Here is a 15,044-nt window from a genome sequence, read left to right on the forward strand (position 1 = left end):
GGATGCCCGACTTGGATCCGGGCTGTCAGCTGCTCAGGCGCCGGGACGCAGTGCCTCGTCGGTGACGGGGTCGATCTTCTCGGCGCGGATTGCGTGACCTGCGGTCGACAGGCACTTGCCGGTCTTCAGATCCCACTTCCAGTCGTGCATGCTGCACGTGAGCACGCCGTCCTCGTCGATCTTGCCGGTGCGGGTCAGGTCGGCACGCAGGTGCGGGCACCGGCGCTGCACGACCCAGTCGCCGATCTCGGCATCTTCGGTCTGATCGGTCTGCTCCTGGTACCAGTTCTCGACGTACTCGATGCGGTCGACCGACAGGCACTTCAGGAACGTCGTGAGGAACTCGTTGAACTTGCCGCTGCGCCCCACCGAGAACTGCATCGACAGGAAGATCGAGTTCGACCAGTCGATCTCATGATCGCGGATGTTCGTCGAGACCAGGTCGGCGGGGATCGTGTACCAGTAGATGCACTCCTCCCCCGCGTACTCGCGCACCTTGGCCTTCGGGAAGTCCACCACCATGTCGAGGTCACCGATCTTGAACCGCACATTGCCGCCGACGCCGAGCCGGATCGTGCGGGACTTCTTCAGCAGCGGCTCCCACCACGCCTTGAGCGCCGCGAGCATCTCTTCGGGCGGCAGCACCTCGGCGCGCGTGGCCTCTTCGTCGATGGCCTCCTGTTGCCTGGTCGCCTTCTGCTCGGCGAGGTACTCCCACTTCTCATCGAAGATGTGGTCGATCTCGTCCTGGCTGTACAGGCTCTGCGTTACCGTCATCTCGCCGTGATTCATGTCTACGACGGTGCCGGGGATGAAAAGCTGGCCGTCGTACTGCGGCGCCTGCTCCTTCAAGTGAGCCAGGAACTCCTTCTGATCGGTGAAGATCGAGTCGTCGTCCTGCCCGGTGCCGTTGTAGCGGAAGAGCTCCTCGCGCAGGAACATCGGCGGGCCCGCCATCGGGAACACGTGCGGCGCGTCGACCTTCTCGATGTAGTACATCGCGCGCTTGTTCTGCGCCTCGCGCTTCAGGCGCGCGAAGTTCTGCTTGGCGCCCTGCGGCAGGTCGTAGACCATCGGCCACCAGATGGCGCCGGACACCTGCGTGAAGTACGCCTCGGGCTTGCCGAACGACAGCAGCGCCTCCAGATCGAGCGGATGCGAATCGTTCTGGTTGAGGATCGATGCCGTGCCGTCATCCACGCTCAGCGACGAGTCACCGATCGGGCCGTCGCTGGGGGCGCGCAGCGGCGTGATCATCATCTTCAGGTCGCCGCGCTCGATCACCTGGCCGGCCGGCGCGTAGGTGATGTTGTTGTACCCGAGCGCACGGATGTCGACCTCGAGGTCGTCGGTGACGTACTCGGGCAGCAGCACCTCGATGTCCTTCGAGATGTACCGCTCGAGCAGTCGCGGGTCGAAGTGATCGCGGTGGCGGTGCGAGATGTACAGGAAGTCCGCCTCGCGCCCGTAGCGCTCCCAGTCGAGCCCGCGGTTGTCGGGGAACGGGAACCACGAGCCGAAGAACGACGGACCCAGCACGGGGTCGCAGATGATGTTCCCGCCGACCGTCTCGATGAACATCCCCGCGTGGCCGAGTCCCGTGATCCGCATGTCTCTCCTCTGTTGTGGACAGCCTCGAGTGTACCGAGCCGAGGCTGGGACTCCGGGGACGCGAGCCGTGGGAAACGCCTGCGGCGCTCACCTCAGGGCTCGAGTAGTCCGCGGATGTCGTCGGCCGTCAGCGCCTGCGAGAACAGCGCCTCGTCGTCCATGACCGCGGTGAACAGCCGCGCCTTGCGCTGCTGCAGGGCCAGTACCTTCTCTTCGATCGTCCCGGCCGCGATCAACCGGTACACGAACACGCGCCGGGTCTGCCCGATGCGGTGCGTGCGGTCGATCGCCTGTGCTTCGGCGGCGGGGTTCCACCACGGATCCAGCAGGAAGACATAGTCGGCCTCGGTGAGGGTGAGCCCGAAGCCACCGGCTTTCAGGCTGATCAGGAATACGGGCGCGTCACCATCTCGGAAGCCGTCGACCGCGGCTTCGCGGTCTCGGGTCGAACCGTCGAGATAGGCGTACGGGACGCCGGCGGCGCGCAGGCGCTCGGCGGCCAGTTCGAGGAAAGAGGTGAACTGGCTGAACACAAGGGCGCGGTGGCCCTCGGCGCGCAGTTCGGTGACGTGCTCGAGGAGCACGTCGAGCTTCGCGGATGCCACGGACTGTGCATCCGGCTCGATCAGGGCAGGAGACAGTGCGAGCATGCGCAGCATCGTCAGCGAGCGGAACACGATGAACCGGTTGCGGTCGAGGTCCTGCAGCAGGCCGAGCACCTTCTGACGCTCACGCTGCAGCACGGTGTCGTAGACGGCTCGGTGCGCGGGAGCCAGGTCGACGAGCACCTCTTGCACCTGCTTCTCGGGCAGGTCTGCGGCGACCAGGTCCTTGGTGCGGCGCAGCATGAGGGGACGGATGCGATGGCGCAGGCGTTCCAGGCGCTTCTGCCGGTACGACGAGCCCTCTTCGTTCTCGGGCACCTTGCCCTGCTCGATCGGCTGCACGTACTCCTCGCGGAAGCGACGCTTCGAAGGGAAGAGCCCGGGCGCGGTGAGCGAGAACAGCGCCCACAGGTCGATCAGACTATTCTCCAGCGGCGTGCCGGTGACGGCGATCGTGACGTCGGCGTCGAGGGTTGCGAGTGCCCGGTGCACCTTGGTGGCAGGGTTCTTGGCGAACTGCGCCTCGTCGACGATCACACCCGCCCAGCGCGTTCGTGCGTACTCGTCGGCGTCCAGACGCAGCAGTGCGTACGAGGTGACGACGATGTCGGACTGCTCGGCGATGTCGGCGATGCCCTGGCCGCGCCTCGACGCCGTGCCCTCGACCACCCGCACGCGCAGCCCGGGCGCGAACCGCGCCGCCTCGCTGCGCCATGTTCCCAACACCGAGGTCGGCGCCACGACGAGGAACGGCCGGTTCTCCCCCTGCTCCGTCGCGTGGAGCACGAGAGAGAGCAGCTGCAGGGTCTTTCCGAGCCCCATGTCGTCGGCGAGAATCCCACCGAGCCGGTGCCGCCACAGGAAGGCCAGCCACTCGAACCCCTGCTGCTGGTACGGCCGCAGCTGAGCGGTCAGGCCGTGCGGAGGTGGGGTCGTCGGCACGCTGTCCACGCCACGCAGCCCCGCGGCGGTCTCGCGCCAGCTGACGGCGGGTTCGGCCTCATCCGCGAGGTCTTCGAAGTCCTCCCAGAGCGCGGTCTGATAGCGGCTGATCCGGGGTCCGGTCTCCCATTCGGCGAGCTCTGCTGCCTCATCGATCAGATCGCGCAGTCGCTGCAGCGCGGGGTGGGCGAGCGAGAAGTAGGACCCGTCGACGAGCAGCAGCTTGGTGCGACGCATGCTGAGTGCGGTGAACAGCGGCGCGAACGGGATCGCCGTGCCGTCGATCGTCACGATGATGCCCATGTCGAACCAGTCGGGGTCGGTGGATTCGACGGTCGTGATGGCGATCTCGGGGGTGCCTGCCAGCTCGCGGTACGCCGTTCGCCGGCCGGTCACGACGACCTTCACCGCGCTGTCCTCGAACAGCGGCAGCACCTGTGCCGCCCATTCCGCAGCCGCAACCTGCTCGAACTCCCCGGCGGCATCGAACTCGTCCGGCGTACCGCGGGTCCAGATGGCCTTGATCTCGCGGGTCAGGTCGGCTTCAGCATCCGCGTCCCGAAACCCGCCCCGCACCGGGGCGAACGGCACGGTGCCGTGCCCGGCGTACTCCCACTCGAAGCGGTAGTCGATCCGGTGCCCACTGCGGAAGCGCACGCGCAGCACTGCTTCGGGGACGACCGGCGCCGGCAGGCTCACACGATCGGATGCCCGCACCGACGCCTGTCGCGCCAGCGACGGGTACACCTCTGCGAGGAACGCCGCACGGTCGCGACCCGGAACCGGGATCTCTCCGCCGGTCGTGAGCGCCGCGAGCACCGCAGGTGGCAGAGTCACCTGGGCGAGTGTCACCTCGACCGCCGCCCCGGTCACTTCCCAGCGATAGAGGCCGATCGCGCCGATCGGGCGGAGTGACGCGGCCGGCACCTGCTCCCCCTCGAAGGTCACGTCGGCGGCGACCGACAGTCCGTCGTCTTCCCGCGCATCGATCCGCAGCCCCGCAGACGCGGACTGCGCGCGCCGGACGGTGGTGTGCTTCTGCGTGGCGACGATCGGGATGCCGAGACGGTCCAGTGCGTCGAGGTGCTGCCACAAAAGCGGCGCCTGCACTCGGTCGAGGGCGATCCAATCACCGGCGGTGCCCGAGAGAAGGGAGTCGCGGGCGAGGCTGAGAAAGTCCGCGAACCAACGCGCCTGCTCCGGCACGAAGCCGCTGGCTGCCCGACGCACGGACTCCCACGACGCGTCACCCTGGATCCAGTTGCCGGTGGAACGGCTGCGCATCAGCGGACGCACGACCAGCATGACCTCGCCCGGTTCTCGACTGAGCCCGCGCGGGGTCGCCGTCTGCAGGGCGGCCGCGCCCCAGCGGTCATGGGCGTGCCCGGCTCGCGTGCGCAACTCGATGCCCAACGCGAGCGGCTCGGTCTGCGTCGAAGCCGACGGATTCAGCAGCGCACGCCAGGCCGGCGGTGACGCCTGCGCGAATGCGCCGAACTGCTCCCAGGACGCTCGGGGTGGCGGGCTCACCGCAGGCGCCGTCGCAGGCGCGGGACCGGTGCCGTGCGACTGCTGCTCAGTGGTTGCACCGACGAGGATCGCCGCCACCACGTGCTTGCACGCCACCCGCACCGGGCACGAGCATCCCGTGGTCATGACGCGCCGGGCGTCGAAGCGCACCTGGCAGCGGTACGGTGACCGTTCGCTGCCGCGCACGTGGGCGGTGAGCGTCTGCGTGGCCGGGTCCCAGGTGGTCTGGGAGACCTGCCCGCGCCGGGCGTAGTCGAGGCCCCGCCGATAGCCGGCCTCACCGGCAAGGGCGCGCAACGCGCGCTCCTCAAGCCGGGGTGACGTCATGACAGCATCCTGACGCCGCCCACCGACATCGCCGGGCCACCGCGTCAGATCGAGCGCGCGATTCGGGCGAGGACGCCGTGCACGAACGCGCCGGAGTCCTCGGTCGAGAGCTCCTTCGCAAGTTCGACGGCCTCATCGATCGCGACGGCGGTGGGGACCTCGTCGTTGTAGACGATCTCCCACGTGCCGATGCGCAGCAGGGCGCGGTCGACGGCGGGCATCCGCTCGAGCTTCCAATCGCGACTGTGCGTCGTGATGTGCTCGTCGATTTCGTCGCGGTTGTCGATGATGCCGTCGACAATATCGCGGGCGTACAACCACGAGGCCTCGCGCGCGGGCTCGTTTGCCGCGCGCTTGGCGGCGGCGGCGAGCACTACCGAGACCTCCTCGCCACGAACGTCGGAGGAGAAAAGGATGTCGAGGGCGCGCTTGCGCGCCTTGGTGCGGGCGCTCAACTCAGTCGTTGACTCGGCCGAGGTAGTCGCCCGAGCGGGTGTCGACCTTGACCTTGGTGCCGGTCTCGAGGAACAGCGGAACCTGGATCTCGTAGCCGGTCTCGAGGGTCGCGGGCTTGGTGCCGGCCGACGAGCGGTCGCCCTGCAGACCGGGCTCGGTGTAGGTGACCTCGAGCACGACCGAGGCGGGCAGCTCGATGTAGAGCGGGTTGCCATCGTGCAGGGCGATCTGCACCTGCTGGTTCTCGAGCATGTAGTTCTTGGCGTCGCCGACGATCGCGGCCGAGACGGTGAGCTGGTCGTAGTCCTCGACGTCCATGAACACGAAGCCGTCGCCGTCGGTGTACAGGTAGGTGAAGTCACGACGGTCGACGTTCTCGATGTCGATCTTCGTGCCGGCGTTGTAGGTCTTGTCGACCGACTTGCCCGTCACGACGTTCTTCAGCTTGGTGCGGACGAAGGCGCCGCCCTTGCCGGGCTTGACGTGCTGGAACTCCACGACGCTCCAGAGCTGTCCGTCGATCTTGATGACGACGCCGTTCTTGATGTCTGCAGTGGATGCCATGCGTGCGGGTCCGTTCGTGTAGAAGTCAGGTGGCCGGCGCGGTTGCGCGCAGAAAGTGGCCGAGCATCGATTCTAACGGATGCCCGCGACCGACGTTTCAGAGGCGACGGCGCACTACGGCAGTGCGGCGACGAGCTCGCGCACCGCTTCGGCGTACCCGTCGACGCCTCGGCCGACGACGCGCACGGTGGCAACGTCATCGAGGTACGAGAAGTGGCGGAAGGATTCCCGGGCGTACACGTCCGAGATATGCACCTCGGCGAAGGGCAGACCGATGCCGGTGAGAGCATCGCGCAGGGCGACAGACGTGTGCGTGAGCCCTCCCGGGTTGATCACGATACCCGCGCAATCCTCACGGGCGGCGTGGATCGCATCGATCAGCACGCCCTCGTGGTTGCTCTGCACGGCGCGCACCTCGTACCCGAGTCTCTCGGCGGCGCGGGCCGTCAGGTGTTCGACATCGGCGAGCGTCGCCGTGCCGTACACGTCGGGCTCGCGCGTGCCGAGCAGGTTGAGGTTCGGTCCGTTCACCAACAGCAGCCGGCGCGCGGTGCTCATCCGGCGACCTCTTGATACGCCGCGAACATCAGTGACTCATCGGGCGCCTGCACGACGGTCGGCTTGGCGATGTCGTCGAGCAGGATGAACCGCAGCATCCCGCCGCGGGCCTTCTTGTCACGTTGCATGGTCGCCAGCAGCTGCTGCCAGGCACCGGCACGGTACGTGGTGGGCAGCCCCAACGACTCGAGCACGGCACGGTGCCGATCAGCACCGGCATCCGATAGGCGCCCTGCCAGTCGCGAGAGCTCGGCTGCATACATCATGCCGATCGAGATCGCGGCGCCGTGCCGCCACTGATAGCGCTCGGAGTGCTCGATGGCGTGGCCGAGGGTGTGGCCGTAGTTGAGGATCTCGCGCAGGCCCGCTTCGCGGAAGTCGTCGGAGACCACCTTCGCCTTCATATCGATGGCCAGTTCGATCGTGCGACGGAACTCGTCGGTCGTCGTGTCGATCGCGCGTGCCGGGTCAGCCTCGATGATGTCGAGGATCTCGGGAGCCCAGATGAAGCCCGCCTTGACGACCTCGGCGTAACCGGCGGTCGCCTCATTGGCGCTCAGGCTGTTCAGTTCGTCCAGGTCGCCGATCACAGCGCTGGGTGCCCAGAACGCCCCGACGAGGTTCTTGCCCTCGGCGGTGTTCACGCCGGTCTTTCCGCCGACCGAGGCGTCGACCAGGCCGAGCACCGTCGTGGGGACGTGCACGACCTGCACGCCGCGCAGCCACGTCGCAGCGACGAAGCCCGCCACGTCCGTGACAGCGCCGCCGCCGAAGCCGATCACGGCGTCTGTGCGGGTGAAGTCGGCCTGACCCATGACCTGCCAGCAGAACGCCGCCACCTCGATGCGCTTGCCCTGTTCGGCGTCGGGGATCTCGGCCAGCAGCACCTCGCGCGGGCCGTTGGTAGTGTCGGCGAGCACACGGTCGCGCAGTTCGGCGGCGCGCACCGCGAGCGTCGGCGGGTGCACGATCAGCACCTTGCGCACGGTGGGCGCGAGTGCGGCGGGAACCGCGTCGAGGATACCGCGCCCCACGGTGATGTCGTACGGGCTCTGGCCGGTGACGCTGATAGTGGTCGTGGTCATGGCTGCTCTGTCCTCCAGGCTGCGATCTCTTCTGCGATCATCCGCATCGGACGCCGCGATGTGTCGATAGTCAGGTCGGCGACCTCGTCATACCAGCCGCGGCGCTGTTCGAAGATGGTCCGCCAGCGGGTGACCGGGTCGTCTTCGCCGGACAGGAGCGGGCGGGTCGATCCGCCCAGGCGTTGCGCGACGGCGTCCTCTGTGACGGTGAGGAAGACGACCGGGTGCCGCGCGAGAAGTGCCCGGGTGTCGGAATCGGTCACCGCTCCCCCGCCGAGTGAGATCACCCCACCCTCGGCGACAGCCTGGGAGACGGCCGCGCGTTCCAGGGCGCGGAAGTGCGCCTCGCCGTGCTCAGCGAAGATCTGCGGAATCGGCCCGTGCTCCGCGGCGACGCGCTTGTCGGTGTCGATGAACGGCACGTCGAGCAGCCGGGCCACCTTGCGGCCCACGCTGGTCTTGCCCGCGGCCATCGGGCCGACCAGGACGAGCGTCAGCGGATGCTCAGGCGTGCTCATCATGCGCGAGCAGCGCCGCCTCCGAGGCGGGCGCCGTGCGCAGCGCCTCGGGGATCGCCGCGAGGTACGACTCGATGTTGCGACGCGTCTCGCCGACGCTGTCGCCGCCGAACTTCTCCAGCAACGAGTTCACCAGCTCGATGGCGACCATCGCCTCGGCGACGACACCGGCGGCGGGAACAGCGCACACATCGGAGCGCTGGTGATGCGCCGTGGCGCTCTCACCCGAGGTCACGTCGATGGTGCGCAGCGCGCGCGGTACCGTCGCGATCGGCTTCATGCCCGCGCGGATGCGCAGCACTGTACCGGTCGTCATACCGCCCTCGGTTCCACCGGCGCGGTCGGACGCCCGGGTGATGCCGTCCTCGGCAGTGAACAGTTCGTCGTGAGCGGCCGAGCCCCGACGGCGGGTCGTCTCGAAACCGTCACCGACCTCGACGCCCTTGATCGCCTGGATGCTCATCAGCGCCTGTGCAAGGCGGCCGTCCAGTCGACGGTCCCAGTGCACGTGCGATCCGACCCCAGGGGGAAGACCGTAGGCGAGCACCTCAACGATGCCGCCGAGGGTGTCGCCGTCCTTCTTCGCGGCGTCGACCTCGGCGACCATGAGCGCCGAGGTGGCCGCATCGAAGCAGCGCAGCGGGTCGGCGTCCAGCGCATCGACGTCTTCGGGGGTGGGCAGTGCCGCACCGTCTGGCACCTGGACGGGGCCGATCGAGAGCGTGTGGCTGACCAGGCGGATGCCCAGCTCGGAGAGGAACGCCCGTGCGAGAGCCCCGAGCGCGACGCGTGCCGCGGTCTCTCGGGCACTCGCGCGCTCGAGGATGGGGCGTGCCTCGTCGAAGTCGTACTTCTGCATGCCGACGAGGTCGGCGTGCCCGGGGCGCGGGCGCGTCAGCGCCGCTCCCCTGCCCCGCGAACGGTCGGTGAGCTCGGTCGGTGCCGGGTTCATCACCTCGGTCCACTTCGGCCACTCGGTGTTGCCGATGCGCAGGGCTATGGGGCTGCCGAGCGTGCGACCGTGCACGACGCCGCTGGAGATCGTGAGTTCGTCCTGCTCGAACTTCATGCGCGAACCGCGCCCATAGCCGAGCTTTCGGCGCTGCAGGTCGGCCTGGATCGCCTCGGCCGTGATGGTCACACCGGAGGGCAGGCCCTCCATGATGGCGATGAGTTCGGGGCCGTGGGATTCGCCGGCCGTGAGCACGCGGAGCATTGCTCTAGTCTTCCATGGCGCGAGACCGCATGGCCGCCACTATGACGTCCTCGTCCGGCAGAAGGTGCTCCTGCGACCCGTAACGGAAGATCCGGATCTGCCGCACCGCCTGGTAAAGCAGCATCTCGAAGCCCGAGATGACGTTCGTGCCGGGCCACTGGGCTGCCAGAGCCGACGGCCACGGCGCGTATGCGGCCTCGAACAGGGCGCCGCCAACGGCTGCGAGCGGAGTGACGACGTCCGTATCGAGCACGGTTCCGCTGGGCAGGGTGGCCACGGTCGCATCCACGTCGGATGCCGCATACTCGAAGCCCTGGACGCTGAGCGCGATGCCCAGCGCGCTCGCGATCTCACGAAGCCGTCCGGCCGCTTCGGGGCGGCGGGCGCGCACATCGACGCGTGTCGCACCGAGATCGTGGAGGGCGACGAGCGCGGATGCCGCCGTCGACCCTGCGCCGAGGATTCGTGCGCGATCGATACGTGTCACACCGGCGTGCGCGAAGGCATCGACGATGCCGCCGACGTCGGTGTTGAAGCCGCGCAGCGTCGGGCCGAGCAGCAGTGTGTTGACAGCGCCGGTCAGCGCCGCATGGCGGTCATGCTCATCAGCACGCGCGTGCGCGACCTCCTTGAGGGGCATGGTCAGCGAGAGCCCGCGCCAGGAGTCGTCGAGCCCGCTCAGCGCATCGCCAAAGGACTGCTCATCCACTCGGCGACGGCCGTAGTGCCAGTCCAGCCCCAGCAAGCCGTATGCCGTCGAATGCAACGCCGGCGAACGGCTGTGGCCGATCGGGTCACCCCAGACGGCGAGTTCGGTGCGTGCAGGGGCGTCCACCTTCGGCTCGGAAGGGTTCATCAGTAGCATCCGCCGTCGGGGTTCTCTTCGCACCACTTGCGGTACTGGGCCTCGGCCGCCTGCTGCTCGGCGTAGGTCGCCGAGAAGACGGTCTCACCCGTGTCGAGATTCACGGTGACGAAGTAGAACCACGGGCCATCGGCCGGATTGGCCGCCGCCTCGATCGCCGCGTGGCTGGGGTTCGCGATCGGCGACGCGGGCAGTCCCGGGTGCACGTAGGTGTTCCACGGGTTGTCGTCACCGACCACCGACTCCCATGGCCACGATGCGACCGGGCCGTCGTGGTTCAGTCCATAGCCGTACTGCGCCGTCGAGTCCATCTGCAGCAGTCCGTGGGTCTCGTCGTTGGCGGGGTCGAGACGGTTGGCGATCACGCGCGACACCTTGTCGAAGTCTGCGGTGTGACCTTCGCGCTGGATGATCGACGCGGTCGTCAGCACCTCCTGGGCGTCGTCAGCTGAGACTCCGACCTCGTCAAGGGCTTGCTGCGTTCGGGCGACCATCGCCTCGATGACGCCCTTCGCGGTGACGTCGGGATCGAACGTGTAGACCGCCGGGAACAACCAGCCCTCGAGCGTGTCGGCCGCCACGCCGTACGCACCGGGGTCGGCCACGGCCGCCTGCAGGTCTTCCAGCGGGATGCCGACGCCGTCGACGATCTGCGGCAGCGTCGATCGCACTGTGCCGCCCTCGGCGACTCGCACGGTGTTCTCCATGCGGTTCTCGGGGTTCTGCAGCGCCTCGAGCGCTGCGGCCGCGGTCATCTTCTGCTGCAGCGCGTAAACGCCGGGGTAGAAGGTCACCGCCTTGCCCTCGTCGATGAGGTAGTCGTAGAAGACGCTACGGGTCTTGGTGACGCCGGCCTCATAGAGGGCGATCGAAACCGGCTCGCCGGTGTCACCCTGCTTGATCGTCACCAGCGCCTCGCCGGTGGCGATACCCGCCTCGTAGTCCTTCGGCTCACCCCACCCCATCATGTCGCTGATCCGTTCGCCGTACTGACCCCAGATGGCGAAGCCACCGACGACGGCACCGCCGAGGATCACGAGCATGATGATCAGACCGATAAGACACCCGCGCCCGCGGCGCTTCTTCGGAACGTCGCGGTGCTGTTCTGGCGCGAACAGCTCGTGCAAGTGGGGGGCGTCGGCTTCTTCGTCCGGTGCTGTCGATGTCGGCGCGTCGGTGGTGGGGTCTGCGGGCACGGGGCTCCCAGCATCGGCACGCGGGGCATCGCTCTCCCAGAGCGGCAGGGGATGCGTCGCCGCGGCGGTGTCGTCGCCCTGCTCCAACGCGACGTGGGATGACCGACGGCGCGGCACCTCGGGTGTTTGCGGAGCCGACTCGGATGCCGGCAACGGAGCGGGCTCGGGAGCGGTGCGCGACCCCGAAGCGGATACCCCTCGCCGGGTCGCCTCCTGGGCCGCAGCGTCCCGAGCAGCGGCGCCTCGGGCAGCGGCTTCACGCGCCGCCGCTTCCCGAGCAGCAGCCTCGCGGATCGCACGACGAGAGCCTGGAGCGGGCGCATCGCGCTCCGAGTTCCCCGGCAACGGCGACGATGCCGTCGGAAGATTGCCGAACAGATCGTTCGGAGCGCCATTGTTCCGTGCGTCCGGGTCAGACATCGTGCGATGACTCCTCGGGGGTCTCGACCAACACACCGGCGGGGCGACCGGTGCTCTTCTCGGTGTCGACCGCGTGCTGCAGCAGTACGACCGCGGCGACCTGATCGACAATGCTACGAGAGTTCTTCTGCGAACGTCCGGAGGACCGCAGCGCGGTGTGCGCGCTGACCGTGCTCAATCGCTCGTCGACCATCCGTACCGGTCGACCGGTGCTGGTGAGCAACAGGGCAGCGAACTCACGGGCATCCGTCGTCGACGGCGTCTCCTCGCCCCGCATGTTGACGGGCAGGCCCACGACGATCTCGAGCGGCTCCCACTCGTCAGCAAGCTGAGCGATCCTCGCCACCGATGTTTCCGAGCGGGGCACGGTCTCAACAGGCACCGCCAGCATTCCGTCCGGGTCGCACCGCGACACGCCGACGCGGGCTCTGCCCACGTCGATACCGAGGCGCACCCCGCGACGGAAACCGCTCACGCGTCCGCCAGGGTCGCCACCACCGCGTCCAGCGCGGCATCCAGTGCCGACGCGTCGGTGCCACCGCCCTGCGCAACGTCGTCCTTGCCGCCGCCACCACCGCCGAGCGTTCCGGCCGCGATGCGCACAAGGGCGCCCGCCTTGGCACCTGCGGCGCGAGCCGCCTCGTTCGTCGCGATGACCACGATCGGGCGACCACCGGCGACTCCGCCGAAAGCCACGACAGCAGCATCCGACCCCAGGCGCTCGCGCACGCTCAACGCGAGCGTGCGCACGTCGTCGGCCGAGCCGACCTCACCCAGCGACGCGGATGCGACCCGGTACGCACCCACGTTCCGCGCGGCCTCGGCCAAAGCCGGCACACGCCCCTCGCGTTCCTTCGCCTCGAACTGCGCGATGCGCTTCTCAGCAGCCTTGAGGTTCGCCTGCAGCTCCTCGATGCGCGCCGCGAGCTGGTCGCGGGGCGACTTCAGCGCCGCGGTCAGCTGCGACACGACGGTGCGCTCGGCGGCCAGCTCACGGAATGCGTCCTGGCCGACCAGTGCTTCGATTCGGCGGTTGGACGCACCGATCGAGGATTCACCGACGAGGCTCACCAGACCGATCTCGGAGCTGCTCGACACGTGCGTTCCAGCGCAGAGCTCGCGCGACCACGGGCCGCCGATGTCGACCATGCGCACGACGTCACCGTACTTCTCACCGAACAGTGCCATTGCGCCGGCTTCCTTGGCCTCATCCAGCGAGACGACACGGGTCGTGACCTCGAGTGCGTCGTCGACGGCGCGGCTCACGATCTCCTCGATCTCACTGCGCGTGTCGGTCGACAGCGGTTGCGACCACGCGAAGTCGAAGCGCATGTAACCGGCACGGTTGAGCGACCCCGCCTGCGTGGCGGTCTTGCCGAGCGTGTCGCGCAGCGCCGCGTGCACCAGGTGGGTGGCCGAGTGCGCCTGACGCGCGGCACGACGGTTCGCACCATCGACCACGGTGGTGGCACGGTCGTCGATCGCGACAGACCCGGATGCCACATGCACGGTGTGGCTGATCAGGCCGGGCACCGGCCGCTGCACATCGAGCACGTCGAGCTCGAAACCGGTGCCGACGATCGTTCCCTTGTCAGCGACCTGGCCGCCGGACTCGGCGTAGAGCGTCGTCTCGGCGAGGATCACCTCGGCGACGTCGCCCTCGGACGCGCTGGTGACGGTCTGGCCGTCGACGATGATGCCGAGCACGCGTGAGTCCGCCTGCAGATCGGTATAGCCGAGGAAGCCGGTCTCGCCGAGCGCACGGAAGTCACGATAGATCGACAGGTCGGCCAGCTGGCTCTTGCGACCACGGGCGTCGGCCTTGGCGCGCTCGCGCTGCTGCTGCATCAGCGAGTCGAAGGCGCCGCGGTCGACCTGCAGGCCGGCCTCTTCAGCGACCTCGAGCGTGAGATCGATCGGGAAGCCGTAGGTGTCGTGCAGCAGGAACGCCTCGGACCCGCTCAGGGTGGAGCCGCCGGCCTTCTTGGTGTCGGTCAGTGCGAGATCGAGGATCGTCGAGCCCTGCGCCAGGGTGCGGCGGAACGTCTCTTCTTCGGCGTACGCGGCGGACGACAGCGTCGCCCACTCGGTCTCCAGTACCGGGTAGGCCGACTTCATGGCATCCCGCGACGCCGAGAACAGCTCGGGGAAGCTCGGAGTGTCGACACCCAGCAGACGCATCGCGCGCACGGTGCGGCGCATCAGCCTGCGCAGGATGTACCCACGGCCCTCGTTGGACGGGCGTACGCCGTCGGAGAGCAGCATCAGCGACGAACGCACGTGATCCGCGATCACGCGGAAGCGCACGTCATCCTCGTGGGCCGCACCGTAGCGGCGACCCGACAGTTCGACCGCGCGGTCGAGCACCGGACGCACCTGATCGGTCTCATACATGTTCTCGACGCCCTGCTTGAGGAAGGCGACGCGCTCGAGCCCCATGCCGGTGTCGATGTTCTTCTTGGGCAGCTCTCCGACGATGTCGAACTCGGTGCCGCTGCGCAGGTTCTGGATGAAGTCCTGCATGAACACGAGGTTCCAGATCTCCAGGAACCGAGAGTCATCGGCGGCGGGGCCGCCATCCTTGCCGTATGCGGGCCCGCGGTCGAAGAAGATCTCGGAGTCCGGACCGCCGGGGCCGGGCTGGCCGGTGTGCCAGTAGTTGTCGGCGCGCCCCAGGCGCTGGATACGCTCGGGCTTCAGTCCGATGACGTCGCGCCAGATGGACTCTGCCTCGTCGTCGGTCTCATAGACGGTGACCCAGAGATCCTTCTCATCGAACCCGAGCCCGCCATCGGACTCGGACGAGGTCAGCAGCTCCCATGCGTAGCGGATCGCGCCCTCTTTGAAGTAGTCGCCGAACGACCAGTTGCCCAGCATCTGGAAGAAGGTGCCGTGGCGGGCCGTCTTGCCCACCTCTTCGATGTCATTGGTGCGGATGCACTTCTGCAGGTCGGCGATCCGCGGGTGCGGCGATGGCACAACCCCGGTGAGGTAGGGGATGAACGGCACCATACCGGCGACCGTGAACAGCAGCGTCGGGTCATCGCTGACCAATGACGCGGACGGGACGATGACGTGGTCGTTCTTCTCGAAGTAGTCGAGGTAGCGCTGCGCGATCTCCGCAGATTTCATGGCGTTGGTTGCTGTCCTT

At 68.2% G+C, this 15,044-nt stretch carries 12 protein-coding genes; all 12 read right to left on the reverse strand.

The window, feature by feature from the left end; translation table 11 throughout:
• Nucleotides 1-33: 33 nt before the first annotated feature.
• The 12 genes from PTQ19_RS07770 to alaS all read right to left on the reverse strand — a co-directional run bounded on the left by PTQ19_RS07770 (nt 34) and on the right by alaS (nt 15,025).
• Nucleotides 34-1,611 (reverse strand): Rieske 2Fe-2S domain-containing protein, encoded by a 1,578-nt coding sequence (locus tag PTQ19_RS07770; protein WP_274366936.1) that lies wholly within the window; start codon nt 1,609-1,611, stop codon nt 34-36.
• A 92-nt stretch (nt 1,612-1,703) separates the two neighbouring features.
• Nucleotides 1,704-5,015 (reverse strand): DEAD/DEAH box helicase, encoded by a 3,312-nt coding sequence (locus PTQ19_RS07775; RefSeq protein WP_274366937.1) that lies wholly within the window; start codon nt 5,013-5,015, stop codon nt 1,704-1,706.
• 44 nt (nt 5,016-5,059) lie between these two features.
• Nucleotides 5,060-5,470, reverse strand: coding sequence for a transcription antitermination factor NusB (nusB, locus tag PTQ19_RS07780; RefSeq protein WP_274366938.1), 411 nt, complete (start codon nt 5,468-5,470; stop codon nt 5,060-5,062).
• A 1-nt stretch (nt 5,471) separates the two neighbouring features.
• Nucleotides 5,472-6,035, reverse strand: coding sequence for an elongation factor P (gene efp, locus PTQ19_RS07785; protein WP_179410796.1), 564 nt, complete (start codon nt 6,033-6,035; stop codon nt 5,472-5,474).
• Between the two features lie 114 nt (nt 6,036-6,149).
• Nucleotides 6,150-6,593, reverse strand: coding sequence for a type II 3-dehydroquinate dehydratase (locus PTQ19_RS07790; protein WP_274366939.1), 444 nt, complete (start codon nt 6,591-6,593; stop codon nt 6,150-6,152).
• On the reverse strand, nt 6,590-7,678 hold the full coding sequence (gene aroB / locus PTQ19_RS07795; protein WP_206549850.1) for a 3-dehydroquinate synthase: 1,089 nt from the start codon (nt 7,676-7,678) through the stop codon (nt 6,590-6,592). The genes PTQ19_RS07790 and aroB overlap by 4 nt, the downstream gene beginning before the upstream one ends.
• Nucleotides 7,675-8,196 (reverse strand): shikimate kinase, encoded by a 522-nt coding sequence (locus PTQ19_RS07800; protein WP_274369056.1) that lies wholly within the window; start codon nt 8,194-8,196, stop codon nt 7,675-7,677. Before PTQ19_RS07800 ends, aroB begins: the two co-directional genes overlap by 4 nt.
• A complete protein-coding gene (aroC, locus tag PTQ19_RS07805) occupies nt 8,183-9,412 on the reverse strand; it encodes a chorismate synthase (RefSeq protein ID WP_274366940.1) in 1,230 nt (409 codons plus the stop codon). The genes PTQ19_RS07800 and aroC overlap by 14 nt, the downstream gene beginning before the upstream one ends.
• A gap of 4 nt (nt 9,413-9,416) precedes the next feature.
• A complete protein-coding gene (locus tag PTQ19_RS07810) occupies nt 9,417-10,268 on the reverse strand; it encodes a shikimate dehydrogenase family protein (protein ID WP_274366941.1) in 852 nt (283 codons plus the stop codon).
• On the reverse strand, nt 10,268-11,893 hold the full coding sequence (gene mltG, locus PTQ19_RS07815; RefSeq protein ID WP_274366942.1) for an endolytic transglycosylase MltG: 1,626 nt from the start codon (nt 11,891-11,893) through the stop codon (nt 10,268-10,270). Before mltG ends, PTQ19_RS07810 begins: the two co-directional genes overlap by 1 nt.
• A complete protein-coding gene (ruvX, locus tag PTQ19_RS07820) occupies nt 11,886-12,368 on the reverse strand; it encodes a Holliday junction resolvase RuvX (RefSeq protein ID WP_179410790.1) in 483 nt (160 codons plus the stop codon). The genes mltG and ruvX overlap by 8 nt, the downstream gene beginning before the upstream one ends.
• Nucleotides 12,365-15,025 carry an alanine--tRNA ligase gene (alaS, locus tag PTQ19_RS07825; RefSeq protein WP_206820504.1) on the reverse strand — a complete coding sequence of 887 codons (2,661 nt, stop codon included), beginning with the start codon at nt 15,023-15,025 and terminating at the stop codon, nt 12,365-12,367. Before alaS ends, ruvX begins: the two co-directional genes overlap by 4 nt.
• Nucleotides 15,026-15,044: the final 19 nt, after the last annotated feature.

The sequence above is a fragment of the Microbacterium esteraromaticum genome (genome assembly GCF_028747645.1).
GTDB lineage: Bacteria > Actinomycetota > Actinomycetes > Actinomycetales > Microbacteriaceae > Microbacterium > Microbacterium esteraromaticum_C.